This window comes from Methylobacterium oryzae, from assembly GCF_021398735.1.
Lineage (GTDB): Bacteria > Pseudomonadota > Alphaproteobacteria > Rhizobiales > Beijerinckiaceae > Methylobacterium.
In genome coordinates this window covers 803,218-828,430 of sequence record NZ_CP090349.1, presented here as the reverse complement: position 1 = coordinate 828,430, position 25,213 = coordinate 803,218, and the positions used below count along the sequence as shown (strand labels likewise).

Below are 25,213 nucleotides of genomic sequence, written 5' to 3'. Positions count from 1 at the left end.
GGCCGCGTCGCCCGAGCGGGCCCCCACGCCCGCGCAGTGCCCAGTCATGAATGCTGAGACCTTGAGGACGGCCTGCAAGGGCCCGGTCATCGACGCGGGCGACCCGCAGTTCCGGGAGGCCCTTCACGGGAACCTGTGGAACAGGCTGATCCCCGACCGGGCGCCGCAGATGATCGTCAGGGCCGCCGACGAGGACGACATCGTCGCCACCGTGAAGTTCGCCCGCGCGCACGGCCTCAAGGTCGTCGTCCGCGGCGGAGGCCACAACTGGTGCCAGCCGACCCTGCGCAACGGCGGGATCCTGATCGACCTCGGGAGCCTCGACAGGATCCTGGCGATCGATGTCGCGCAGCGCCGGGCGGTCATCCAGCCGATCGTCAGCAACCGCGACATCCAGAAGGCGCTCAACGCCCACGGACTCGCCTTCCCGACCGGCCACTGCCCCCAGGTCAAGGCGAGCGGCTACTTCCTCGGCGGCGGCATGGCCTGGAACCCCACGGTCTGGGGCTACGGCACCGAGAGCCTCGAGGCGATCGAGCTCGTCACCGCCCAGGGCGAGCGGATCCGGGCCAGCGAGACCGAGAACCCGGACTTCTTCTGGGCCGCGCGCGGCGCCGGCCCGGGCTTCTTCGGGATCGTCACGAAGTATTTCCTCAAGCTCCACGCGCTGCCGAAGGCCATTCACGGGAGCGAGTATTTCTATCGCCTCGAGGATGCGCCGGCCGTCGGCACGTGGCTCGGCGAGGCGGCGCCCGCGATCGCGCCGAGCGTCGAGCTGACCCAGTTCCTCGTGAAGGCGCCGCCCGCGCTGGCCGAGGCGGCGGCGGACCGGAACGGCTGGGTCTGCATGGTCACCGCCACCGCCTTCGAGGACACCCCGGAGGCGGCCCGGCGCGCGCTGGCGCCGCTCGATGACGCACCGGTCGCGCCCCTGTCGAGCGCGCGGGTGACGCCCCTCGACTTCGAGCAGCTGTTCGACGCGTCCGGCGCGCTCTTCCCGGAGGGCGTGCGATCCCGGGTCGAGGCCACCTTCTCCAATCACAGCCCCGGCGCGGTGATGGCGGCTATCCTGCCCCTGTGGCAGCGGGCGCCTTCGGCGACCTCGGTGTTCCTGTCGACGATCTTCTGCGGACCCGACGTCCCGGGGCCGCAGCGGAACATGGCCCGCTCCATGACCTCGAAGGTCTATGGCGGCCCCTGGACCATGTGGCACGCGGCGGACGACGATCAGGCCAACGCCGCCTGGCATCGGGCGGTGATCGCCGCGCTGAAGCCGCTCAACATCGGCTACTACATCGGCGAGACCAACACGGTCGAGCAGCCCGAGATCGTCGCCCAGGCGTTCACGCCCGAGAAGTGGCAGAGGCTGTGCGCGCTGCGCGACGAGCACGATCCGGACCGCGTGTTCTTCGACTATTTCGACGGTCTGCGCTGAGCCGCGGCGCGGTCACGTCGGCGTGTCGGTCGCGTCCCAGGGCGTGTCGCGGTCGTTCTGGAATCCGGTCAGCCAGTTCAGCGCGACGTGGCGCTCCGCCACGACGTCGCCGTTGAGCCCCGCGGGGGCTGTCCCCTTCTGCCGCGCCTGCCGGACGACCCAGTGCGCCCGCCACGCGCGGTCCAGCGCCTCCAGGATCTCGCCGGGCGGCCGCAGCCGCGCGGCGTCGGCCGCGCCCGCGTCCCGGGCGAGCGGCGCGACCGCCCGCCAGAGCGCGTCGACGTCGACCGTGGCGTCGCTGTCGGCGATCCGGGCCGCGCGCACGCCGAGCGCCCACAGCAGGGTGTTCGCGGCCTCGTAGCGCCAGGACGCCGCCGCGGCGTCCTTCGGGTCCGCCGCCTCGATCTGGGCGCGCTCGGCCGGCGACAGGGCCGCGAAGCCGATCGGATTCAGCGTCCTCTGCCCCGGCTCGCGCAGCGTCGTGCCGGCGCCGAAGGCCTGCCCCCAGGCCGCGATGTAGAGCAGGGCCAGAGCCCGCCGGAGCACCTCCGCCGGCGGTCGCAGCGCGAGCTCCGCCTCGCCGAGCGCGGGGGGCATGCCGGCCGGCGGCTTCGGGTCCAGATCCTCGAGGTGCTCCAGGGTCCGGGCGCGGCGCGCGACGGCGTCGGGCGGGTAGGGCAGACGCGCGGCGGCGTCCGTCTCGCCCGCGGCCGACAGGAGGAGCGCCATGTCGGGCGCCCGCACGGATCCGTCGGGCAGGAAGAGGACGGCGTTCGCCGCGAGCGCCCAGGCTTCCACGCGCGGCAGGTCGGACGCGGCGACCGCGAAGCTGACGTGGTTGCGGACGCGCTGCAGGTGGCGCCAGAGATGGTAGCGGTGGGCGGTCATCTGCCCGTCGCCCCGTCCCATGACGTAGCCGATGAACCCGTCGAGATGCGGCTGCAATTCGGGGTCGGACAGGTCCCGCCGGCCGTTCAGCGCGTGGTCGAAGGGGAGCGCGGGCAGGTCGCGCACGGTCGCGTAGGCGTTGACGAGAAGCGGTTCGTCCGGCGCCGCCTCCGCCGGTGCCGCATCGGCGCGTCCGAACAGCCGCTTCAGCAGATTCATGGTCTCTCCCTTCCGGTCTTCCCGCGGAGCGGCGCCTCCGAGGCTGGCATCCAAACCGGGCCCGCCCCACTCTGGGCGCGCCGGCCGGGCAAGGCGCGCCGCGCCCGGAGCCCTCGGAGGCCGGACCGCAGCATTCGGTTGACGTGGCCGTTCGGCCGGTTAGAAAACCGGCCGTCGAATCGGTTATCGATCCGGTTGCGCCCAATCTTTGTCGCTCGGAAGCTGTAGCTCGACCGCATCTATAGCCTCCTGGACCGAGACTGTTCGCTGCGCCGGCTCGATACCGGGACGCCGACCCGACCGCAATCCTGCCGCGCCCGCCCTGCCGCGCCGGCGTCTCGCTATCCAGGAGCCGACCATCGCCGAAGCAGCGCCCCCGCGCGACCGCTCGCGACCGCGCGCCCTCGCCGGGCTCCTGGCAGCGACCGTGCTGCTGCCGCTCGCGATCCTGCTGATCGGGCTCTGGCAGGGCCAGCGCGGCCGCGACGACTGGCGGGCCTTCGCGGCCGAGCGCGACCGCCTCGGCGCGGTCGTGGCGGATCTGGAGGCGCGGTCTCCGCGGGACGGGCGCCCCGATTTCAGCCTGCAGTTCCGGCACGACGGCCGCCTCTACGGCGGCCCCTACGCCGCGGTGAAGGCCCGCGAGATCCGCGACCACGCGGGGACCCTCGCCGCCGTGATGGACTGGCGGCGCAGGCTGCCGGCGGTCGCGGTCGCGGGCGGCGGAATCGCGGCGGCGCTCTCCGTGCTCGTTCTGCTCGTCGGCGGCCTGCTCGGGCAGCTGGGACGCGGGTCGCGCGACGCCCTGGTCCGCGGCTTCTCGCTGGTGCGGCGGCTGCTTCCGCCCGCCCTCGCCGCCCAGATCGTGGCGGCGACCGCCGGCCTCGTGGCGGTGGTCCTGTTCGAGGCCGGGCTGCTCGTCGACGGCGGCCTCAGCGGCGGCGGCGTGAAGCTCCTGGCGATCGCGGCCGGCGCGGTCGGCGCCACGATCCTCGCCGCGTGCGGCGCCCTGATCGGCCTGCGCCGGGCCCTCGTCGCCTTCGCGCCCGACCCGCTGCCGATCCTCGGGCGGCGGATCGCGCCGGCCGAGGCGCCGGGTCTCTGGCGCCTCGTCGAGGCGCTCGCCGACCGGATGGGCGCGCTGAAGCCCGAGGCCCTGGTCGTCGGCCTCACCGAGGGCTTCTTCGTCAGCGCCGGCCCGGCCGTGCTCGAGCCCGGCGGCGCGCGGCTCGACGGCCGGATCCTCTACGTGCCCCTGCCCTATCTCGCCCTGCTGCGCGTCGACGAGACGGCTGCGATCCTCGGGCACGAACTCGCCCACTACGCCGGCGGCGACACCGCCTACAGCCAGCGCTTCCTGCCGATCTACGCGGGCGTCGGGCGCTCCCTCGACGCGATGGCCGAGCGCGAGCGCGGCGCGCTCGGCGTGCTCGGGCCGTCGATCCGCCTCGGCCTGTTCGTGATGGAGCAGTTCCACCTCGCCGTGCGCCACTGGAGCCGGGTGCGCGAGTTCGCGGCCGACGCGGCCGGCGCCGCCGTGACCTCCCCCGACGCCTCGGCCCGGGCGCTCCTGCGCTACGGCGCCGCGCGCCCGCGCGTCGTCGAGACCCTGGACGCGGCGGCCGACGCGCCGGAGACGGCCGCCGCCGACCTCGTGGCGGCGGCGTTCGACGGCGCGATCGCGCGCGGCCTCGAGGATCCCGCGGCGCGCCTCGAGGACGAGCAGGCCCACCCGACCGACACCCACCCGCCGACCCGCGACCGCGTCGCGGCCCTCGGACTGGCGGTGGACGCCGACTTGCTCGCCGCGGCCGGAACCGCGCCGCCGGCCCGGGCCCGCGACCAGCTCGCCGCCTACTTCGCCGACCCCGACGGCCTGTGCCGGGCCGCGACGCGGGACTTCCTCGGCGCGGTCCGCGCGCGAGAGGCCGCCGCCCGCGCGCATCTGGAGGCGACCGCCGCGGACGTCGGAACCGAGGAACGGGTGCTGCGCGCCAGCCACCGCGCTCGCGGCCTCGCGCTGTCCGCCAGCGCCGGCCTCTTCGCCGCCGCCGCGCTCGCGCTCGTGCTGCTCCGCGTCCCGGGGCTGTCGCCCTACGAGGCCCGGATCGTGTCGGCCGTGGCGCTGACCCTCGCGGCCGCCTTCGGCGCGGCGGGCGCCTTCGTCCTGTCGCGGGGCGAGCCGATCGCCCTGATCCTGAGCCCCGCGGGGCTGACGGCGCCCGGTCTCGACAGGGTGATCCCCTGGGAGGCCGTCGCCGATCTCGACATGTCGCTGAGCCGCGGCGGCATCGTCACCCGCCTGCTGCTGCCGCCGGGCGCGGACTGGCCGGAGCGGGCCCCGGGGCGACACCCCGTGAAGCTCGACCCGAAGCGCCGCATCGTGACGCTCACGGTCGGACTGCCGCGCCGGATGAAGCCGCAGGATTTCGCCGACCTGATCGCCCGCTACCAGGCCGCGCACCACGCCCGCCGCGCCCTGGCCGAGCGCGCCGCGAGCGCGACCGTCGCCGCCCACACCCCCTCTCCCGAAGCCCTGCCTGCTTGAGGATCGCATGGGATCGCCCGCCAAGCCCGAGACCGCCGAGACCCTGCGCCTGCCGCCCGACCGCGCGAGCTGGACCGTCATCCTGGGCGTGCTGTTCGGCTTCGTGCTGTTCGGCGGCCTCCTGGCAGCCAGCGCCGTCTACACGGCGCCCGTGCTGATCTCGGACTGGCAGGTCCGCGAGGCCGCCCGGCCCGTCCCGAACGCCCGCGTGAGCGACGGCAAGTGCAGCACCAAGCTCGTGTTCCACATCTGCGACGCGACGCTCTCGCTGCGGACGCCCCAGGGCAGCGTGACCCGCCGGGTGAACTACGTGTTCACCGGCCTGCACACGGGCGACTACACGATCGGCGTGATGGCCGACCCGGCGCATCCCGAGTCCGTCACCACCGATCTCGGCCTCGACCGGCTGTGGAACCGGGCGATCACCCTCCTGGCGATCGACGGGGTGATCCTGGCCGGCCTCGTCGGTGCGCTGATCTCGATCCTCCGCAACGGGCGCGCGGCGTTCCGGTCCGCCGCCTGACCGGCCCCGCGCCGGGATCTCGGCCGCGCAGGGCCGTCCGCGCCACGGGACACGCCCGAACCGGCGGACCGGTGCCGTACCGGTTGCCGGTCCGGCGATCCGGTACGTGTGTGTCATTGCGCCGGCGCGGACGGTCGGTCAGACCGCGCTCCCTCGAACCTCTCGGGAGAACCGGATGAGCAGCACCCGCAAGACGGCGCTTCGTGGCGCCCTCCTCGGCCTCGCCCTCGCAGGCCCGGCGCTGGCCGACGACACGCCGACGACGGCGGGCGCGGTCGACCGGCTCAAGGGCCTCGCCAACGAGGCGGTCGGCGGCGCCAAGCGCGGCGTCGGCAACCTGACGGACGACGAGGCGCTGAAGGCCGAGGGACGCGACCAGAAGCTCCGGGGCCAGGCCCAGCAGGAGCGCGGCAAGGCCAAGGACGCCGTCGAGAACGCCCTCGACAAGTAGGCGGACCGGGTCCCGGCCGCGCCATGGCCGGGACCCGGCGCACCGATCGAAACGGCCTCGCCGGCCGGCATGACGGACACCGTCGACGCCTCGGCCTGTCCCGGAGCCGGAGCCACTGGCCGCGCCGGGCGCGACGGACAGCGCCAGGCTGGCGCCGGTGCCCGCGGCCCGAGCGATCGTACAGTTGCCCTGCGTACTCGCCCAATCGACCTATTACGCGGGAAAGCTCTCATTATTTTAGCAAACGTTCCAATTTTTCATTCTATCTTACTCACTTGGCAGACATCACAGAAATCATACGGCCGCTCTGCCGGACGCCACCGCTTTAGGTAGTGCGCCGTGGTTGATAACGATTTTTGCTGCAACAACTTAACCGCGACATATGCTATCGATACAGGATAGGCGACCGAATCGGGCCGGTCTTGAGTATCGAACCTGTATTGCTGCAGGGCACGGCAACCGTGTGGGGCCGCCAGAACAAGGATCGACCGGACCGTCCGGTCGACGCGACGCGCGGGTGTGCCGATCATGATGTTTGCTGTCCCCGCCTTGCTGTTGGAGCTGGCGTTGACGACGCCGGTCTCGGACAAGATGCCGGTCTTCGACGTTCACGGCAGCTGCCGAGCGGCGACGACGGCGATGACCCTCGATCCCGTTCGGCAGAAGCTCTGCCTCCAGGACGAGGGGTCGGCCCGTGCCGAGGTGGCGAAGAAGTGGTCCAGCTTCCCGGCGGTCGATCGGACGCGCTGCGCGGCGGAGGCCCAGCTCGACGGCCTGCCCAGCTACGTCGATCTGCTGGAGTGCCTGACCCTCGCCCGGGAAGCCAAGGCCGAGGACGATCAGTAGTGCGCGTCAGGACCGAGACCGAAGACCGTCCCGTAACGCTCTCAGGTTGAGGGTCGACCGTGCCGATCGTGCTGCAGCTTCCCGGATCCCTCCGTCTCCTCGCCTTGGCGGCCATCGCGGGCCTCGCCGCCGGTTGCCGCGATGCGAACCAGTACGTTCCCCCACCGCCGCCGACGGTCTCGGTCGCGCAACCGCTCGTGCGCACGGTCACGCGCTACTTCGAACTCACCGGCAACACCAAGGCGTTCGCGGCCGTCGAGCTCGAGGCACGGGTCCAGGGCTTCCTAGAGGCGATCACCTACAAGGACGGCGCCGTCGTGAAGAAGGGCACGCCGCTCTTCTCGATCCAACGCAACACCTACGAGGCGCAGCTCAAGCAGGCGCAGGGCGCCCTGGCGGCGCAGCAGGCCGCCCTAGCGAATGCCCAGTCCGAGTATCAGCGCCAGTCCACGCTGGGCCGGCAGGAATTCGCCTCGCAGGCGCGCGTCGAGGACGCGAAGACCAAGCAGGACCAAGCCAGCGCCGCCGTCATGGAGGCGCAGGCCAACCTCGACATCGCCGCCATCAATCTCGGCTACACGCAGGTCTCCGCACCGTTCGACGGCGTGGTCACCAACCACCTCGCGGATGTCGGGGCGCTCGTCGGCATCAGCGGACCGACCAAGCTGGCGCAGCTCGTGCGCATCGATCCGCTCTACGTCTACTTCAACATCAGCGAGCAGCAGGTGCTGCTGGTCAAGGAGCACCTGCTCGCCACGCACCGGACGCTGGGCGACCTATCCAGGATCCCGGTGGAGATCGGCCTGCAGACCGAGACCGGCTATCCGCATGCGGGCAAGCTCGACTACCTCGCGCCGCAGGTCGACCCGTCCACCGGCACGCTGATGGCGCGGGCGCTCATCGAGAACGGCGACCACGCGCTCCTCCCGGGCCTGTTCGTTCGGGTCCGGGTCCCGGTCGGGCGCCAGGACAAGGCCCTGCTGGTGCGCGACGACGCCATCGGGACGAACCAGCAGGGCAGCTACGTGCTCACGGTCGGCGCCGACGACACGGTCTCGCAGCGGGTGGTGACGCTCGGGCCCCGGGACGGGCGCTACCGGGTGATCGAGACCGGGCTCGCACCCGGCGACTGGGTCGTCACGGACGGCATCCAGCGGGCAATCCCAGGGGCGAAGGTCGCGCCCCAGAAGGTGGCGGTGGCCGAAGCCTTGCCCGACCCGGCGCCACTCCCGCGGTGAGCCGTCGTCCGGAAGTCCCGGCGCTGCCGACGAGGCCGACACGCCCGACGATCGGACAGTGATCTCCGCCACCCCGCGTCCCGCCCTGGCGGCGGGCCGCCCCTGAGACGCCGGCACCGAGGGCCAACGGCATGATCTCGCGCTTCTTCATCGAGCGGCCGGTCCTGGCCAACGTGCTGGCCCTGGTCATGGTGCTGATCGGCGCGGTGTCGCTCTTCAACCTGCCGGTGTCGCAGTATCCCAACGTCGTGCCGCCGACGGTCCAGGTCACCACCCGCTACCCGGGTGCGAGCGCCCGCACGGTGGTCGACACGGTGGCGCTCCCGATCGAGCAGCAGGTCAACGGCGTCGAGGGCATGCTCTACATGCAGTCGACCAGCGCGAGCGACGGCACCTACACCCTCACGGTCACCTTCGCGATCGGGACGGACGGCGATCAGGCCCAGGTGCTGGTGCAGAACCGGGTCGCGATCGCGATGTCGTCGCTGCCGCAGGCGGTCCAGGTCCAGGGCGTCACGACCCAGAAGAAATCCACCGCGGTCCTGCAATTCGTCACACTGTCGGCCAGCGACGGGAAGTTCGACAGCCTGTTCCTGTCGAATTACGGCGTCATCAACGTGCAGAACGAGCTGGCCCGGCTGCCCGGCGTCGGCAACGTCACGGTCTTCGGCGCCGGCCAGTACGCGATGCGGATCTGGCTGGATCCCGACCTTGTGCAGGCCCGGGGCCTCACCCCCGACGCCATCATCAACATCGTGCAGCAGCAGAGCCAGGAGGTCACCGCGGGCGCCGTGGGGATGCCGCCGGTCCCGGCCGGCCAGGACTTCCAGTACACGCTCAACGTCAACGGGCGGCTCAACAGCGCCCCGGACTTCGAGAACATCGTCGTCAAGGCGGACGCGCAGGACGGCGGCCGCATCACCCGCTTGCGCGACGTCGGCCGCGTCGAGCTCGGCGCGCAGACCTACAGCCAGTCGTTCACGCTGAACGGGCAGCCCGCCGCCGGCATCGGCATCTACCAGCTGCCCGAGGCGAACGCGTTGACGGTGGCGAACGCGGTCCGCACTCGGATGGCCGAGCTCGCGAAGACCTTCCCGTCGGGCCTCGTCTACGCCATCCCGTTCGACACGACGGAGTTCGTGCAGGCCTCGATCCACGAGGTCTACATGACGCTGTTCGAGGCGGCCGTCCTGGTCCTGATCGTCATCCTGGTCTTCGTCCAGGACTGGCGCGCCATGCTGGTGCCGGCGACGACGGTGCCGGTGACGATCATCGGCGCCTTCGCCGCCATGGCGGCGATGGGCTTCAGCGTGAACCTCTCGACGCTGTTCGCGATCGTGCTGGCCATCGGCATCGTGGTGGACGACGCCATCGTGATCGTCGAGGGGGTCTCCCACCACATCGACGAGGGCCTCTCGCCCCGGGCGGCGGCCGAGAAGGCGATGGAGGAGCTGTTCGGCCCGATCATCGGCATCACCCTGGTGCTCATGTCGGTGTTCGTGCCGGCCGCGTTCCTGCCCGGCCTGACCGGGCAGCTCTACAAGCAGTTCGCCCTGGTGATCGCCGCCACTGCGCTGATCAGCGCGATCAATGCCGCCACCCTGAAGCCGACCCAGTGCGCCCTGTGGCTGCGCAAGCCGGTGCCGCCGGAGAAGCGGAACGTGTTCTACCGCGGCTTCAACCGCGTCTACGGGGTCCTCGAGGGCTGGTACGCCCGGCTGATCGCCACCATGGTCCGGCGCAGCCGCCTCATGGTCGCCGTGGCGCTCCTGCTGATCGGGCTCGCCGGATGGGGGCTGACCCGCCTGCCGACCGCCTTCCTGCCCACCGAGGACCAGGGCTACGTCCTGATCGGCGCACAGCTGCCGGACGGGGCCTCGAAGGAGCGCACCGACGCGGTGATGCAGCGGATCAGCGTCCAGGCGAAGGCGACGCCGGGCGTCGACAACGTGCTCTCGATCAGCGGGATCTCGGTCCTCGATTCGAGCGCCAGCCTGCCCAATGCCGGCGTCGCCTACGTGGTTCTCAAGAACTGGGATGTCCGGGCCAAGGAGAGGGGCCAGGATCTGCGCAGCCTCTACGAGCGCTTCAACACGATGCTGGCGGGCGTCGAGGACGCCGAGACCTTCGTGCTGATCCCGCCGCCGATCCAGGGCATCGGCAACGCCAGCGGCTTCACCATGCAGATCGAGCTGCGCAACGGCGACTTCGACTACCCCCTGCTGGAGAGCCTCGCCCGGACGGTCGTCGCCGACGGGAACTCGCAATCCGGGCTGCGGAAGCTCAACACCTCGTTCCGGGCCGGCGTGCCGCAGATCGCGATCGCGGTGGACCGGGTCAAGGCCGAGGCCCTCGGCGTGACGGTCGGGCAGGTCTTCTCGACCCTCTCGAGCTACGTCGGGTCGTCCTACGTCACGCAGTTCAACAAGTTCGGCCGGACCTTCCAGGTCTACGTGCAGGCCGCGCCCGATTACCGGCTCCGCCCCGAGGACGTCGAGAACCTGAAGGTGCGCGCCGGCAACGGCGTGATGGTGCCGCTCGGCACCGTCGTGGAGATCAAGTCCGTGCAGGGCCCGTCCCTGATCAGCCTGTACAACCTCTACCCGACGGCGACGATCGTGGGCGGGGCGGCGCCGGGCTTCAGCTCCGGGCAGGCGCTGGACCTGATGCAGCAGATCGCCGCCAAGGTGCTGCCGCCGGGCACGGGCTACGACTGGACGGCGATGTCGTACCAGGAGAAGGCGGTCGGCGCGCAGATCTACCTCGTGTTCGCGCTGGCCATCCTCCTCGTCTACCTGGTCCTGGCCGGCCAGTACGAGAGCTGGATCCTGCCGCTGGCGGTCCTGCTCGGCGTGCCGCTGGCGCTGCTGGGCACGGTCGGGGCGCTGCTGCTGCTCGGCGTCGCCAACAACCTCTACACGCAGATCGGCCTGATCCTGCTGATCGCGCTGGCGAGCAAGAACGCCATCCTGATCGTCGAGGTCGCCCGCGAGAAGCGGCAGGCCGGACTCGACATCGCGGCCGCCGCCGTGGAGGCGGCGCGGCTGCGCTTCCGCCCGATCCTGATGACCTCGTTCGCCTTCATCCTCGGCGTGCTGCCGCTCGTCACCGCCTCCGGGGCCGGGGCCGCGGCGCGCAAGTCGATCGGCATCACGGTGTTCAGCGGCATGCTCGCCTCGACCTGCCTGGCGGTGCTGTTCGTGCCGTCCTTCTACGTGATCCTGCAGCGGATCGAGGAGCGCCGCGCGCGCCGGGGGCAGCCCGGGCCTGTCGCGTCCCCGCCCCCGGCCGGGACAACCCCCGAGACCGGACCGGCGTGAGCCGGAGCGCGGACGCGGCGCGGTTCCGCCCCGCGCCGCCGTCACCGCGCGACGCCGTTCCCTCCGACGCGCGGCGCCGGATCCGCGACCGGACCTCCGGAGACCACGCGTCCGGCATGCTCGACCGTTGACGGCCTTACATCGCCCACCCTATTAGATATAGCATTAGCTATAATGATGGGTCAGGGCTATGACGCACACCGGCGCTCCGCGTCGCCTCTCGGCTCTAGGATCGGTCCTGTGCGGCCTCGCCGCGGCGCTCGGGTTGGCCGCGGGGCTCTGGATGGCCGCAGCGCTCGGGCCGGCACTGGCCCAGTCCCTGCCCACAGCCGCCGAGAACCTGACGCCGGGCGACCTCGACAGCGAGCATCTGTTCGGCTTCACCGAGGGGAGCGACCTCGGCGTTCCCGGGGAGGCGGAGCTGGAATGGGAGACGAGCGGGCGACTCGGCCGGCGCGTCGCCCGCTTCCTGACCGTGGACAGTTCCCTGGCCCTGAAGGTGCCGCTGACCAACGATTTCCGCCTGGCCCCGGGCGTCACCTTCAACGCCTACGACATCGGCGCGCCGGGCACCCCGGCCCGGACCACGGGCGGCTTCAACGGCGGCTTCCTCGAGACCCGGGTGCGCCTGATGGATCGCCGGACGGCCCCCCTCGGCCTGACCCTCAACATCGTGCCGGGCTACGGAACCGTCGACAGCGGGACGGGCGTGCCGGCGCGCAGCTTCGCCACCGAGATCGGCCTGCTGGCGGATCGCGAGATCATCCCCGGCAAGCTGATCGCCGCCGTCAATGTCGGCTTCGCGCTCTCGACGACGCGGCTGACCGTGATGGACGCGCCCGTGCGCGGATCGGGGATCGAGGTGGCGGGGGCGCTGGCCTACTGCGTCCGGCCCGGCCTCTTCCTCGGCGGCGAGGCACGCTATGCCCGGACCTACGACGGCTTGGCGCTCGACCGGTTCGCGGGCGAGGCCGTGTATCTCGGACCGACCGCCTACATGACCCTGTCACCCCAGGCCTGGGCCTCGTTCACCTGGAGCTTCCAGGTCGCCGGGCAGGCGACGGGCGAGCCCGGCCCGCTCGACCTGTCGAGCTTCGACCGCCATCAGATGCGGTTGCGCGTCGGGTACAGCTTCTGATCGCGGCCCTGTCGCCGCACCGCGGCCTGCGAGCCTCAGGGTGGGCGGACAGGCGCCGAGAACGCGACCCTGGTGGAGCAGTCGAGGGACCGAACCGCCCGTGCCGACGGGCGGTGAGCCTGCCGTGGATGTCGGCTGAAGCGGCCCGGTCGCGACGAGAAGTGGGACTGGCTGCCCCGGAGCCGGTCTTCCGGAAGGACTATTACATGCCGAACATGTTCGCAGTCGGGGCATGCAACGTGAAGGCATGACCCTCATCAATCCAGCCGCTTCCGGCGTGACCTTGCTCGATGTAGCTGATCTCATCGGCGCTGGAAGCGTAGTAGTGCCGTCCGCTCTCGGTGTTGACGAACCGCTCGACGGTCAACGCATGCGATCCCGCGGCGGTCGAACTCGCGTAGGCGTCGAACGCAACACCGTCATAGTTGTAGCCGGAACCGTCCGAGAGAAGCCCGTCGCGCTCCGCGGTGCTGGTCGTGTAGAAGTGGTCGCCGGTCGTCGGGTTGGTGAATCGAAAGACGTCAGCCGTGGCAGACGATGACACTGGCGCGGCCCAGCCGACGCCCTGATAGGCGTAGCCCGACGGGGTGCTCTCAAGCTGCGCGCGTTCTGCAGCGCTTGCCGTGTAGAAATGCCGTCCTGAGGCGGCGTCGTAGAAGTGAAAAACCGGCTCAAGCGCCGCGGCGCCCGGACTGGCCTGATAAGCCCGCATGTAGTCAATATTCATCTGCGCGGGAAATGGCGTCGACGCGTCGGCGTCGCCCGGCCAAGAGCCGCCGACGGCGAGATTCGCGATCATGTACATGGGCTTGTCCAGACCGGCCGGCGTCGGCGTACGATAGATCTCCTGTCCGTCGAAGTAGAAGGTCAGCGTGTCCGGTTGCCAGTCAACGCCGTAGGTGTGGTAGCCGCCGCTCATGTCGGCGACTGCGGAGATCCCCTGGCTCATCGTGTGGTTGCCGGGTGTCTGGCCGGGCGCCAGGCTGTGCACCGTGGTGTAGAGCGTGCCGGGATCGTGCCCGAGCATCTCCATCACGTCGATCTCGGGCGGCCAGGAACCGTCCGCCGGGAGCAGCCAGAACGCCGGCCAGAAGCCCTGACCGGCGGGCAGTTCGGCCCGCATCTCGAAATAGCCGTAGGTCTGGCTGAAACTGTGGAAGGTATTGACCATTCCCGACGTGTAGGGCTGATCCCCCAGGTCCTGGATCAGAGACGGATCCGACGGCGCGGCTGTGATGGTGAGGATGCCGTCGTGGACGCGGAACGGGTTCGGGAGCGCGCTGCCGTCGGGTTGATCGGCGCGGACATACCATTGCTGCTCCTGATTGAAGGGCCGCGTCCCGGTCGACGTGACGTGGATGCTCCACTGCGGGCCGCCGGACGTGTCGAGACCCGAAGTGCCGTCCCAGAGCGGCAGCGTGTTGAAGTCCTGGCTGTAGGTGAGTGTCGCCGTCTGGGCGAGATTCCTCGGATCAATGGCCACGGATCACCTGCCCATTCGTGCCACGCACTGAAGTGGCCGCGCCGCACGATACAATCATAAGCTGCATCGGAAAACAGGGCGCCTGGGTTCCGACGATGATTGCCGGGCACGGTCTGGTCGATGGCACGACGCGCGGGATGCCGCCGTCGATCCGAGCAGATCGATACGGAGGAGCCGATCGACAGCGAATATTTGAAAGTATATCCCGTAATCCTCCGAGATTTTAGGATTACAACGAGCATTGCCATTCTGGCTGATTTTATATACAAAATACTAATACAAATGATAGTCGAGCACGTCATTTCTGCGACGCATATTGCTGTCCGCGACCGAAGCGCGACGCGGTTGGACCTCCTCCCTCGGCGGTGTCGTGACCGGCCGCACGCAGCAACGGCAGGCCGCAGGCTCGGTATTCTTTACCGACGCTCGGGTCCGCAACCCATAATTGTACTGCCGGTTACGCATCAAAACCGGAGGTGCCCATGTCGTCGTCCCCTCTCGCCGCGCTCAACCCGTCGTCACGCTCGCTTGAGTGGCTGGTCGGGTCCAGCGCGCTACTGTCTTCCACCGCACTGTCGACCGGCCAATTGACGAGTCTCGGTCCGATTACCTCGCTCATCGAGAGTGCCGTCGACGTCGGTGCGGCGGACGAGGGCGGATCACTGCTTCCCGGCGCGCTGGCCGATACCGCGAACCAGATCGTCCTCGACACCCATGCGCAGCTCGAGAACGCGGGTCATCAGGTCGCGGCGCTGAACGGCCCGCTCCACGGTCTGACCAATCTCGGCGAGACGGTCGGGCTCGGTCATATCGGCGAGGCCGGCAACCTGATCACGGACCTGACCGGCGCCGTCGCCAACCCGACCGATGCCGGCAGCGTCGTCCCGGTGTTGAACGATGCCGGGCAGGTCGCCGAGGCTGCCGGAACCTTGCTGAATACCGTCACAGCATTGCCCGTGGCCGGCAACGGCCTTGTCGGCTCCGGCGGCACGCTCGCGCCGGCGGTGGGGATTCTCAACCAAGCCGTCCTCGACCTGCACACGACGCTGGAGGATGTCGGCCATCAGGTCCCGGTGCTCAACGCGCCGATCCACGCCCTCACGGGCCTCGGCGAGACGGTCGGCCTCGGTCGCATCGGCGAGGCGGGCAATCTCCTGACCGACACGCTCGCCGTGCCGGGATCGCTCCTCACTGGCGGCGGCCTCGGCTCGGCCACGCCGGTCCTCGCGGATCTCGGTTCCATCCTCGGAGCGACCGACACGCTGATCACCTCCGTCACCGGGGCCGCGACGGCCGGCGGGCTGCTCGCGTCGGGCGGCCTTCTCGCCCCGGTCGCGAACCTCGCGAACACCGCCGTCCTCGACGTCCACATGACCCTCGAGAATCTCGGGCACGAGGTCCCGCTGCTGAACGGCGCTGTCCACGGCCTGACCAATCTCGGCGAGACCCTCGGACTCGGCCATCTGGGCGAGGGCGGAAACCTGCTGACCGACGCCGCGGCCCTGCCCGGTGCCCTGCTGGGCGGCCAGGGGCTCGGCGCATTGTCCCCGATCCTCGGCGATGTCGGCGCGGTGGCCGGTGCGGCCGGCGGACTGCTCGGCGGCGTCACCGCCGCGGTGGATGGCCTGCTCGGCACCGTGACCGGCGGCGCTCCGGACGGAACCGGCACCCTGCTCGGGCCGAACGCGCCGCTGCAGCCGGTGGGCGCTGTCGCCAACACGCTGATCGACACCGTCCACGGGGCGCTGGAGCAGGTCGGACACGACGTGCCGCTCCTCAACGACCCGCTCCACGCGGTGATCGCGCTGGGCAACACGGTCGGACTGAGGGAACTCGGCGACAGCCACAACCTGCTCACCGACACCATCAACCTGCCCGGCGCGATCCTGACCGGGAACGCGCCCGGAGGCGTGGCGCAGGTCGTCGACGACCTCGGGCACGTGGCGGGCGCGCTGGGCGGCGTCGTCGGCTCCGCGACCGGCCTCCTCGACTCGGCCGGCGGCGGTCTCGGATCCGGCCTGCCGGGCGGCGGTCTCCTGGCACCGGTCACCTCCGCCCTCGGCGGCTTGACGGGGGACCAGGGTGCCGGAGCCCTCGACGGTCTCCTGGGCGGCCTGAACGGAGGCCCGGGTTCCGGCGCGGCCGGCGCGCTGCTCGGGACGAACGCGCCGCTGCAGCCGGTCGGAGACGTCGCCAATACGCTGATCGACGGCGTCCATGCGGCCCTGGAACAGGTCGGCCACGATGTGCCGGTCCTGAACGACCCGCTCCACGCCGTGATCAACCTCGGAACCACGGTCGGCCTGGGGGAGCTCGGCGGGTCGAGCAACCTCGTGACCGATGTCGTCAATCTGCCGGGCGCGGTCCTGAACGGCGACGGAGGCCCCGCGGTGACGCAGGTCGCGAGCGATCTCGGGTCCGTGACGGAGGCGGCCGGCGGCGTCGTGGGCTCGGTGGCGGGGATCCTTCCCGCGGCCGGCGGGGACGGCCACCAGGCGGGCTCCCCGGTCGACGGCGTCGTCGGGACCGTGACCACGGTCCTGGGCGGGGGCGAGACCGGTGGGGCAGGGAGCGCCGTCGGAAACCTGCTCGGCACGCTCACCGGCGGCACGTCGGGCGAGCCGGGAGCCGAGACCCACCCGTTGATCGACGTGTCGGCGGGCCCGACGACCTCGACGCCGGTGGCGGACGTCGCCGTGCTCACGCCCGCCGCCGATCCGGCCCACACCGTCGACGTGAGCGCGGTCGCGGTGAGCGCCGATCAGCCGAGTCTTGCCACGGCGAACCTGCTCAGCGGCGACAGCATCCACCTGCCGCAGACGGGCGGCGGTGCCGACTCCCTCGTCGGCCACCTCGTGGACGCGGTGTCGGGGACCTCCGCCGCGCCGGCCGAGGCGGGCGCCTCCCAGGGCGTGAGCGTCGATCTCGGCGTCGCCACGATCGATCTCGGCGGCCACACCGAAGTCCAGCACACGGACCCGACTCCCCACACGGCCACGAGCGGCCTGCACCTGCTCGGCCTGTGAAACGCGGCCCGCGCCGCCGACGCGGCGGGGGCTTCCGCGACGCCGGGGCCCGACCCGCTTCGGCCCGAACCGCTCCGCTGACGTGCCAAGCCGAGGGATCGACCTGTGACCGATGAACGCGTGTTGCGTGTCGCGAAGCGGCGCGAGTTCTGGTCCGCCGTCAGGGCCGGGCGCACGTGCCTGATCACCGTGATGATCGTCAGCGGTCTGATCAATCTGCTGATGCTCACGGCCCCGATCTTCATGCTGCAGGTCTACGACCGGGTGCTGCCGAGCCGGAGCATCGCGACGCTCGTCGGTCTCGCCGGCATCACGCTGATGCTGCTCGTGATCCAGAGCGTCTTCGAGATCTTCCGTGCCCGGATCCTGGCGCGCTTCGCGCGCCTCGTCGACGAGCGCCTCGGTCCGCGGATCTTCCGGACCCTGCTGGTCCGCGGCGCCGAGATGCCGCGCAGCGATGACGGGCCCCAGGCCCTGCGCGATCTCGACACCGTCCGCGGCTTCGTGTCGAGCATGGCGGTCAGCGCCTTCTTCGACCTGCCCTGGGTGCCGCTCTACGTCGCGGTCTGCTTCCTGTTCCATCCCTGGCTCGGCGCGGCGGTGGCCGGGGGCGCCCTGTTCCTGTGCGTGCTGACGATCCTCACGGACTGGGCCTCGTCCGCGTCCACCCAGGAGGCCGTCCGAACGGCCGGTGAGCGCCGGTCCTTCACCGACATGGCGCACCGGACGGCACCGCTGCTCTCGGCGCTCGGGATGCGGTCCCGCATCGCGGAGCTCTGGCAGATCCGGGCCCGGCGGAACCTCGACGTCGCGGCGTACGGGAACGACCTGGCCATCGGCTTCGGCACGACGGCGCGCCTGCTGCGCACGGTGCTGCAATCCGGCATCCTCGGCCTGGGCGCCTTCCTCGTGGTCCGCGAGGAGGCGACGGCCGGCGTTATGCTGGCCGCCACGATCCTGTCCGCGCGCGCCCTCGCGCCGGTCGACCTGGCGATCGCCAACTGGAAGTCGTTCTCGGGCGCCCGGCAGGCCTGGGGCCGCCTCGTCGCGTTCCTGCCCCGGCGGGAGCCCGCCGCCCTCACGCCGCTCCCGGCGCCGCGGGAGAGCGTGCGCGTGACGGCCCTGTCGATCGCGGCGCCCGGGACCGACACCCTGGTGCTCCACGACGTCAACGTCGCCCTCGCGCCCGGAAGCGCCCTCGGGGTGATCGGAGCCAGCGGCTCCGGCAAATCCACCTTCGCCCGTGCCCTCGTCGGGCTGGCGCGCCCGAACCGCGGCGTGATCCGCCTCGACGGCGCGGCGATCGATCAGTGGGATCCCGATGCCCTCGGGCGCGCGGTCGGCTACCTGCCGCAGGACATCGAGATGTTCGACGGCACGATCACCGAGAACATCACGCGCTTCGATCCCGAGCCCAACCCCGAGGCCCTGCTGGCGGCTGCCCGGGCCGCCGGCGTGCACGAGGTCGTGCTCCGGCTGCCGGGCGGCTACGACGCCCGCGTCGGTACCGGCGGCCTGGGCCTCTCCGGGGGTCAGCGGCAGCGGATCGCGCTCGCGCGGGCGCTGTACGGCGATCCGTTCCTCGTGGTCCTCGACGAGCCGAACTCGAATCTCGACGTCGACGGCGATCGCGCCCTGTCCGCCGCCGTGCAGGGCGTGCGCGCCCGCGGCGGCATCGTCGTGGTGATCGCGCACCGGCCGAGCGCGCTGGCGGCGGTCGATCGCATCCTGGTCCTCGGGGACGGGCGCGTGCAGCTGCACGGCCCGCGCGACGAAGTTCTGTCGAAGCTGAACGCCCTGACGCGGCAGACGCCCACGAGGGTCGCATGACGACGGATCGCACGCCTGACGGGCCGGCTACGGATCCGACATACGAGACGCGCCGCTCCTTGCGGCGGCACGTCGCCGGCGTCGCCGCCGTGATCGTGGTCGCCACGGGCGCGGGGGCCTGGACGGCGGCGACGGAATTGTCCGGCGCCATCATCGCCACGGGCTCGCTGGTGGTCGAGAGCAACATCAAGAAGGTCCAGCATCCGACCGGCGGCGTCGTCGCCGAACTGTCGGTTCAGGAGGGCGCGCGCGTCCAGGCGGGCGACCTGCTGGTCCGCCTGGACGCGACCACCGCCAAGGCCACCTACGACAGCGTCACCAAGAGCCTGTGGGAGATCGCGGCGCGCAATGCCCGGCTGGAGGCCGAACGCGACGGCCGCGCGAGCCTCGCCATCGCCCCCGAACTCGAGGGAGCCGGACCGGATGTGGCCCGGATCGTCGACGGCGAGCGCAAGCTGTTCCGCTTCCGACAGGACGCGCTCCAGGGCCAGAAGGCGCAGCTCCGCGAGCGGGTCGGGCAGCTGAACGAGGAGATCAAAGGCCTGTCCGAGCAGGCCGCCGCGAAGGAGCAGGAGACCGCGATCATCGGGCGGGAGTACGAGGGCGTCGAGGATCTCTGGCGGAAGAACCTCATCCAGCTGACCCGGCTCACGAGCCTCCAGCGCGACATGTCCCGCCTGAAAGGCGAGCGCGGCGTCCTCGTCGCCAACATCGCGCAGACCAAGGGCAAGGTCTCGGAGACCGAGCTGCAGATCATCCAGCTCGAGCAGAATCTCCGCAGCGACGTCGCGAAGGAGCTCGCCGAGAACCGCGCCAAGGCGGCGACGCTGACCGAGCAGCGGATCACGGCCTTCGACCAGCTGCAGCGCATCGAGATCCGCGCGCCGCAGACCGGCTACGTGCACGAACTCGCGGTCCACACCCGCGGCGGTGTGATCTCCCCGGGCGAGCCGATCATGCTGATCGTGCCGACCGCGGATTCCCTCGTCGCGGAGGTACGTGTGGCGCCGCAGGACATCGACCGGTTGCAGACCGGTCAGGCCGCGGGGTTGCGCTTCCCGAGCTTCGACCAGCGGACGACACCCGAACTCAACGCGCGCGTGACCCGGATCGCGGCCGATGTGAGCGAGGACAAGCGGACCGGCAGCTTCTACTACCTCGTTCGCCTGGGCGTGACGAAGGAGGAGATGAAGCGACTGGACGGGGCCAAGTTGATGCCCGGCATGCCCGTGGAGGCCTTCATCCGCACGGCTGACCGAACGGTACTTTCCTACCTCACCAAGCCGCTCGTCGATCAAGCCCGGCGGGCGTTCCGGGAGAAGTGAGATCCGCCCGGTCGCCCGCATGGACGGTCACGGAACCTGCGGAGATCGCGGAGCCGATCCCTACAGGACCGACTGTGTCGCGCTCGGCGAAACGCCGGTCCGAGCACGGGGAAGCACCGGCCAACGCACGTCCGCCTTCGCGGGCGGCGCGCATGCGAGAAGCCATTCCGCTTCCACCCGCTGCATTTGTTCAACGCGGGCTGTGGAGCTTCATCGCCTGGCGGCGGACGCACTGGGCAGGGGGCCACGGTGCGGTGGCGTGGGGTCACGAAGCCTCACAACGAGCACGGCTGCGAGCGCGGCGGTGACCGCGAGGATCGCGATCGTCGCGAGTCGGTCAGGCGGTCTCCGCTTCATGGCCACGTCTTAGCAGCTGCGCCTGCTCCTCGCAGGATGCGGACCTGACACGCCCCGACGCGCCCGGCTCCGATCGGGCGCCGGCCGGCGCCGTGCCGATCCCGGTGCACATGGCTCGGCGCTGCGACCTTCTCCGATCCTGCTACCGGTTGGTGTCAGACGCCCGCGGCCCGATGGGTTCGCAGGAGACGAACAGGCTCACGAACCAGAACAGGGTCATGGCGGCGATCGCCGCCGCGGTCCCGAACAAGGGGCTGACGATCAGCGCGGCCAGCACGCCATGCTTCCACATCAGGGTAATCGCGATGAGCCAGCCGAGGCTCGCGGCGATAGATACCCGGATGATGCAGCATTCGGATGCCTGCATCACAACCTCCAAGCTCCATATACAACGCATACGTGCATGAAACGGTGATGGTTCAATGTGGCAAACTGCTGGGTTCGCGAGGGATCAGCTGCTCGGCACTGCCGAGCCGGGGCCGACGGCCCCTTCTCACGCGCGCGACAGCGGGTGAGACAATTCGGCATCCTCCACGTTCGATCGTCCGTCACACGAAGTGCGGCGGCAGGATCATGACCTGGGCGTGCACGACGAGACTGAACGCCATGGCGGCCGTCACGACGGCGTCGACGAGACGGTTCGTCAGGGTGATCGGCTTGGTCATCGTGGCCCCGTCAGCTCGGCTGTTCCGAGGCGGCCTTATGGTCAAGCTGGATGTCGCCAGGATTGCTCCGATTGTTGCATGAGGCTGGCAGGATCGACCTGCGCCAGCCGGCGCGCTCAAATTCCGGTCTCCCGCTTCGCGACATCGCCCTCATCGCGGTCCTTCGCGAGAGGCCGACCGCCGGGACGTCAGCCAAGCCCTGCCGCATCCGGAGCCGGCGGAAGGAGCGGTCTGCCGCTCAGCACCGAAGCGGGCCTCGCGCCCAGCAGCGTACGCAGCTTCCGCGGGTCTTCCGTGTCTTCGGGTATCGGGCGTTCTCCATGTTGAGGAGGTCCACAGCCCGCTTCAGAGCAGGTCCGGGGGCGGCACGGACCATGAGGTGGCGAGGTTCGAGGCCGGCGATGCGCTGCTGAGACCCGCGCCAGCCTCACCTTGGGTCGCGGCGAGGGTCGCACGCCGCCGCTGAGGCTGGAACGCGTTACCGCTCACCCTGTCGGCCGCCGCCATCCTGCTGTGTTCACAGGCCCATCGGCAGGTGGGCAACGCAACGGCGGGTGCTGCTCAGGTTCTGCGTAATCCGAACCCGAGGCGCCGTGGGATTTCCCGTTGAGGTGACGCTAATCCGACATATACCACTTTTAGTTGCATTAGCCATCTGGAAGAGGGGGCGGCGCGTCAGATGTCGGAAGCCATCCTTGCACGCGATCAACGGACGGAGTGGTTGCCCAGAAGCCGGCTCGGTCTCCTGATTTTCGTGCCGGGTGCACTGCTGTGGATCTCGATCGTCCTCTGCATGCTGCCGATCACAGTACTCGCATTTCCTGCGGAATGGATGTTCAAGAACAGGCCGAACCTCCATGCGACAGCCGTGATGATTCTCGTGTGCCTCGGCGCAGCCAATGTCGTGATCGCTCCGGCGACCGTGCTCTACCTCCTGTATGCCTGACTGGCGGGCTATGTGCTCCACCGCAGGAACCAAGCTTGCGGACATCGCCTCGGTAGGCTGATGCGACGGTGAATCATGGCTCACATCGAGACAGTGTCGGTTCAGGATCAATCCATGCGTCCCTGGATGGATCGCTTCCTCACGATGATCATGGTCGCAGGCGGCGTGGCGACGGTGGTGTGGATCGCCGCGATGCTGGTGGTCGGCTGGCAAATGGCCGTCGTGCTGATGGGCCTGAGTGCAGTCTGACAGGCGTCCCTGCCTGAGGGTTGCCGCCACTGCTTCCGAGCCGCCCCTTCCGCGACGGGGTGCGGGACCACGGGCGCCCGATGGCGAAGCTGAGCGGGGTCAGCCTCCACCGCCGCCCCCTCCCCCTGTTCCGGGTCCGCCGAGGTTGCCGTCCTTGTTCGGCGTGTTCCAGTGGATGATCCCGTCGCCGGCGGGACGCGGCGCGGTATTGGGCGGTCGCGGGAAAGCGAAGGGGGAGAACGCAGTCGCGCCGCGCGGGGCGGGGCTGCTCGCTCGAGAACGCCGCGCGACAGCTTCGGTGCTCACGAAGCCCGCAAGCGCGACAACGAGCCACCTGATCGCCGCGCTATGCATGATCGACTTGCCTCGCGCTGAGGTGCGCCACCGAGCGGCGACGGCTGTGCGCAGGGTAGCAGGATCGCTGCGCTTTCGCAGCGGCAACCCATGTCCCTCCGTCTCGTCAGCGCGCGCAGGACGCCCGATGCCGTGTAGCGGTTCGCTTCTGCTTCCAGCTTGGCGAAAGCCAGCTTCGAGGTTCGGTCGATGGCCACAAACAGGTCAAGTTTGCCTTCTTCTGTCCTGACCTCGGCGATATCGATGTGCATGTAGCCGTGGGATGATCGGCGAAGCGCTTCTTCTTGGGCTTGTCGCCTTCCTTCTGGTAGGCGACTGATGCCGTGCCGCTCCAGGCAGCGGTGCAGCGACGAGCGGGTCAGGTGCGGGATCGTGGGCTGTAGGCCGTAGAGGCAGTCGTCCAGCGGCAGCAGGGTGTGCCGGCGGAAGGCGACGATGATGACCTCCTCCGCTGGGGTCAGAACCGTCGAACGGGGCTGCTTCGACCCCATAGCGGCATCACCTGTCGTCTGCCGCGTTCGCCACTTCTGGACTGTCGGCGGGGCATCTCTCGCAGCATGACGATCGACCGTACCACCACACCGCGGGATCAAACATCGAGGGTCTTGCCTGTAGCGGCCGAGCCATCGATGCTGCGCCGCAGCGGATGGCCTACGACGGGAGCGACCCTTGGAAACGATCGGCCGTGACCTGCGGGAGATGCAGCGCATACCCCTCGCTGCATCGCATGTCGCCGCATTGCGGGCGATCGGGGCCGAGAAGCACTACTCCGCAGGCGCCTTTCTCGTTCGTGCCGGTGAGCCAGCCGATCGCTTCGTGTATGTCGAGGCCGGCGAGATCGAAGTCGTGAATCCCTTTACGGACGAGCGCCATCTCCCATCCACCCTCGGTCCGACCCAGTTCATGGGCGAAATCTCGTTCCTGAACGGCGGCGTTTGGTCGATGCCCATGCGGGCGAGCGCAGATACGGTCGTCACCGAGGTGCCGCGCCCCGAGATGCTGCGACTGATGTCCGAGATCCCGGAGATGTCGGACATCATCATCACAGTCCTCGCCGCACGGCGGCGGCGGCAGCTCGACTCGCACGACGGCACGCTCGTGCTCATCGGCGAGGACGACGACCGGAGCGTACGGCGGATCGCCGAGTTCGCGAGTCGCAACCGGCTTCCTTACAGGACCTATCCGTTGGGCAGCCCGGAGGCGGCAAGCGTCGCAACGGCCTGCTCGATCTCGGCAAACCGACCGGCGGTCATCTTCGGCCGGGACGTGGTCGTGACCGAGCCGACGCCCGCCAAGGTCGCGCGGCTGCTCGGCCTCGACTACAACCTCGTCGACGACGAGGCCTTCGACGTCCTCATCGTGGGCGGCGGGCCGGCCGGGGTGGCAGCGGGCGTCTATGCGGGTGCGGAGGGGCTGCGCGCGTTGGTCATCGAGGATGTGGCGATCGGCGGTCAGGCCGGCACATCGAGCCGGATCGAGAACTACATGGGCTTCCCGACCGGGATCTCGGGCGCCGACCTCGTCTGGCGCGGCGAGATCCAGGCGATGAAGTTTGGCACTCGCTTCGCGATGCCGCGACGGGTGGCGAAGTTGGAGCGGCTCGAGGACGGATCGTTCTGTGCGACGTTTGACAACGGCCGGCGCGTTCGGGGACAGGCCGTCGTCGTCGCGACCGGCGTCCAGTACCGAAGGTTGCCGATCGACCGCCTCGAAGCGTTCGAGGGCGCCGGCATCTACTACGCTGCGACGGAGATCGAGGCGCGCTACTGCCGGAATGCCGAGGCAATCATTATTGGCGGCGGCAACTCGGCGGGCCAAGCTGCGATGTATCTCAGCCGCTCAGCGCGGCACGTTCGCCTCCTGGTGCGCGGGCAATCGCTCGCCACCTCCATGTCGAGGTACCTGTCGAGCCGGCTCGAGGCAGACCCGGCGATCACGATCGAGTACGGGGCCGAAGTCACCGACCTGCACGGCGACGACCATCTCGACGCGGTCACGATCCGCACCGGCGCCGACGGAGCGACGCGCAGGATCTCGACCTGCGCCGTGTTCGTCATGGTGGGCGCCGCCCCCAATACCGGCTGGCTCTCGGGGCTCGTCGAGCTCGATGGCCACGGCTTCGTCCTGACCGGAGACGCGATCGGCGCGCATTCGCCTTACGCGACGTCGCATCCGGGAATCTTCGCGGTCGGCGACGTCCGCGCCAGCTCCGTCAAGCGGGTCGCAGCCTCGGTCGGCGAGGGATCGGTCGTCATCTCCAAGGTGTGGGAGCACGTTCGGTCGTAGAGTTCGCCGCCCGGGACGCACACGATCGGAGCGCCGGATCGACGAACGGCCGTTTCTGGGAAGCTCTGCTGACTATCTGCCAGACT

17 protein-coding genes and 1 pseudogene are annotated in these 25,213 nt (G+C 70.2%); 14 read left to right on the top strand and 4 right to left on the bottom strand.

Features of this window, described 5'->3' with window-relative positions:
* Nucleotides 1-46: 46 nt before the first annotated feature.
* On the top strand, nucleotides 47-1,435 hold the full coding sequence (locus tag LXM90_RS03865) for an FAD-binding oxidoreductase (RefSeq protein WP_234081800.1): 1,389 nt from the start codon (nucleotides 47-49) through the stop codon (nucleotides 1,433-1,435).
* Nucleotides 1,436-1,447: 12 nt separating this feature from the next.
* On the opposite strand, the gene LXM90_RS03860 is transcribed toward LXM90_RS03865, so the two are convergent.
* A complete protein-coding gene (locus LXM90_RS03860) occupies nucleotides 1,448-2,542 on the bottom strand; it encodes a DUF4272 domain-containing protein (RefSeq protein ID WP_234081798.1) in 1,095 nt (364 codons plus the stop codon).
* Nucleotides 2,543-2,969: 427 nt separating this feature from the next.
* Between LXM90_RS03860 and LXM90_RS03855 the strand changes: the two genes are divergently transcribed.
* The 7 genes from LXM90_RS03855 (at nucleotide 2,970) to LXM90_RS03825 (ending at nucleotide 12,606) form a co-directional block, all read left to right on the top strand.
* The gene (locus tag LXM90_RS03855; RefSeq protein ID WP_234081795.1) at nucleotides 2,970-5,090 is read left to right on the top strand and encodes a M48 family metalloprotease; all 2,121 of its coding nucleotides are present in this window, start codon (nucleotides 2,970-2,972) and stop codon (nucleotides 5,088-5,090) included.
* Between the two features lie 7 nt (nucleotides 5,091-5,097).
* The gene (locus tag LXM90_RS03850) at nucleotides 5,098-5,613 is read left to right on the top strand and encodes a hypothetical protein (protein ID WP_020091079.1); all 516 of its coding nucleotides are present in this window, start codon (nucleotides 5,098-5,100) and stop codon (nucleotides 5,611-5,613) included.
* Nucleotides 5,614-5,788: 175 nt separating this feature from the next.
* Complete coding sequence (locus LXM90_RS03845; protein WP_020091080.1) at nucleotides 5,789-6,064, top strand: CsbD family protein; 276 nt, start codon at nucleotides 5,789-5,791, stop codon at nucleotides 6,062-6,064.
* 567 nt (nucleotides 6,065-6,631) lie between these two features.
* Nucleotides 6,632-6,910, top strand: coding sequence for a hypothetical protein (locus LXM90_RS03840; RefSeq protein WP_234081793.1), 279 nt, complete (start codon nucleotides 6,632-6,634; stop codon nucleotides 6,908-6,910).
* A 65-nt stretch (nucleotides 6,911-6,975) separates the two neighbouring features.
* The gene (locus LXM90_RS03835; protein WP_042672342.1) at nucleotides 6,976-8,148 is read left to right on the top strand and encodes an efflux RND transporter periplasmic adaptor subunit; all 1,173 of its coding nucleotides are present in this window, start codon (nucleotides 6,976-6,978) and stop codon (nucleotides 8,146-8,148) included.
* Between the two features lie 131 nt (nucleotides 8,149-8,279).
* A complete protein-coding gene (locus LXM90_RS03830) occupies nucleotides 8,280-11,468 on the top strand; it encodes an efflux RND transporter permease subunit (RefSeq protein WP_020091083.1) in 3,189 nt (1,062 codons plus the stop codon).
* Nucleotides 11,469-11,658: 190 nt separating this feature from the next.
* Entirely contained in the window at nucleotides 11,659-12,606 is a 948-nt protein-coding gene (locus tag LXM90_RS03825) for a hypothetical protein (RefSeq protein WP_234081791.1), read from the top strand.
* A gap of 202 nt (nucleotides 12,607-12,808) precedes the next feature.
* On the opposite strand, the gene LXM90_RS03820 is transcribed toward LXM90_RS03825, so the two are convergent.
* The gene (locus tag LXM90_RS03820) at nucleotides 12,809-14,089 is read right to left on the bottom strand and encodes a family 16 glycosylhydrolase (RefSeq protein ID WP_020091085.1); all 1,281 of its coding nucleotides are present in this window, start codon (nucleotides 14,087-14,089) and stop codon (nucleotides 12,809-12,811) included.
* Nucleotides 14,090-14,571: 482 nt separating this feature from the next.
* Between LXM90_RS03820 and LXM90_RS03815 the strand changes: the two genes are divergently transcribed.
* From LXM90_RS03815 to LXM90_RS03805, 3 genes are all read left to right on the top strand, one after another.
* Complete coding sequence (locus LXM90_RS03815; RefSeq protein WP_234081790.1) at nucleotides 14,572-17,115, top strand: hypothetical protein; 2,544 nt, start codon at nucleotides 14,572-14,574, stop codon at nucleotides 17,113-17,115.
* A gap of 105 nt (nucleotides 17,116-17,220) precedes the next feature.
* The gene (locus tag LXM90_RS03810) at nucleotides 17,221-18,945 is read left to right on the top strand and encodes a type I secretion system permease/ATPase (RefSeq protein WP_234081787.1); all 1,725 of its coding nucleotides are present in this window, start codon (nucleotides 17,221-17,223) and stop codon (nucleotides 18,943-18,945) included.
* On the top strand, nucleotides 18,942-20,270 hold the full coding sequence (locus LXM90_RS03805) for an HlyD family type I secretion periplasmic adaptor subunit (RefSeq protein WP_132368515.1): 1,329 nt from the start codon (nucleotides 18,942-18,944) through the stop codon (nucleotides 20,268-20,270). Before LXM90_RS03810 ends, LXM90_RS03805 begins: the two co-directional genes overlap by 4 nt.
* A 499-nt stretch (nucleotides 20,271-20,769) precedes the next feature.
* On the opposite strand, the gene LXM90_RS03800 is transcribed toward LXM90_RS03805, so the two are convergent.
* The gene (locus LXM90_RS03800; protein ID WP_020091090.1) at nucleotides 20,770-20,994 is read right to left on the bottom strand and encodes a hypothetical protein; all 225 of its coding nucleotides are present in this window, start codon (nucleotides 20,992-20,994) and stop codon (nucleotides 20,770-20,772) included.
* Nucleotides 20,995-21,971: 977 nt separating this feature from the next.
* Here LXM90_RS03800 and LXM90_RS03795 point away from each other — a divergent pair.
* Nucleotides 21,972-22,238 carry a hypothetical protein gene (locus LXM90_RS03795; protein WP_020091092.1) on the top strand — a complete coding sequence of 89 codons (267 nt, stop codon included), beginning with the start codon at nucleotides 21,972-21,974 and terminating at the stop codon, nucleotides 22,236-22,238.
* 75 nt (nucleotides 22,239-22,313) lie between these two features.
* Nucleotides 22,314-22,487 (top strand): hypothetical protein, encoded by a 174-nt coding sequence (locus LXM90_RS03790; RefSeq protein ID WP_165923179.1) that lies wholly within the window; start codon nucleotides 22,314-22,316, stop codon nucleotides 22,485-22,487.
* Nucleotides 22,488-22,948: 461 nt separating this feature from the next.
* Here LXM90_RS03790 and LXM90_RS03785 read toward each other — a convergent pair.
* Nucleotides 22,949-23,383 (bottom strand): annotated as a pseudogene (locus LXM90_RS03785) (IS481 family transposase); the annotation flags it as partial.
* Nucleotides 23,384-23,510: 127 nt separating this feature from the next.
* Here LXM90_RS03785 and LXM90_RS03780 point away from each other — a divergent pair.
* Entirely contained in the window at nucleotides 23,511-25,127 is a 1,617-nt protein-coding gene (locus tag LXM90_RS03780) for an FAD-dependent oxidoreductase (RefSeq protein WP_026604614.1), read from the top strand.
* The last annotated feature ends 86 nt before the right edge of the window (nucleotides 25,128-25,213 follow it).

Bases quoted from the DNA above. Each gene is read 5' to 3' on its own strand.
- LXM90_RS03815 (WP_234081790.1), top strand. From the start codon at position 14,572: ATGTCGTCGTCCCCTCTCGCCGCGCTCAACCCGTCGTCACGCTCGCTT.
- LXM90_RS03805 (WP_132368515.1), top strand. From the start codon at position 18,942: ATGACGACGGATCGCACGCCTGACGGGCCGGCTACGGATCCGACATAC.
- LXM90_RS03850 (WP_020091079.1), top strand. From the start codon at position 5,098: ATGGGATCGCCCGCCAAGCCCGAGACCGCCGAGACCCTGCGCCTGCCG.
- LXM90_RS03825 (WP_234081791.1), top strand. From the start codon at position 11,659: ATGACGCACACCGGCGCTCCGCGTCGCCTCTCGGCTCTAGGATCGGTC.
- LXM90_RS03790 (WP_165923179.1), top strand. From the start codon at position 22,314: ATGGCTCACATCGAGACAGTGTCGGTTCAGGATCAATCCATGCGTCCC.
- LXM90_RS03860 (WP_234081798.1), bottom strand. From the start codon at position 2,542: ATGAATCTGCTGAAGCGGCTGTTCGGACGCGCCGATGCGGCACCGGCG.
- LXM90_RS03830 (WP_020091083.1), top strand. From the start codon at position 8,280: ATGATCTCGCGCTTCTTCATCGAGCGGCCGGTCCTGGCCAACGTGCTG.
- LXM90_RS03865 (WP_234081800.1), top strand. From the start codon at position 47: ATGAATGCTGAGACCTTGAGGACGGCCTGCAAGGGCCCGGTCATCGAC.
- LXM90_RS03795 (WP_020091092.1), top strand. From the start codon at position 21,972: ATGTCGGAAGCCATCCTTGCACGCGATCAACGGACGGAGTGGTTGCCC.
- LXM90_RS03845 (WP_020091080.1), top strand. From the start codon at position 5,789: ATGAGCAGCACCCGCAAGACGGCGCTTCGTGGCGCCCTCCTCGGCCTC.
- LXM90_RS03800 (WP_020091090.1), bottom strand. From the start codon at position 20,994: ATGCAGGCATCCGAATGCTGCATCATCCGGGTATCTATCGCCGCGAGC.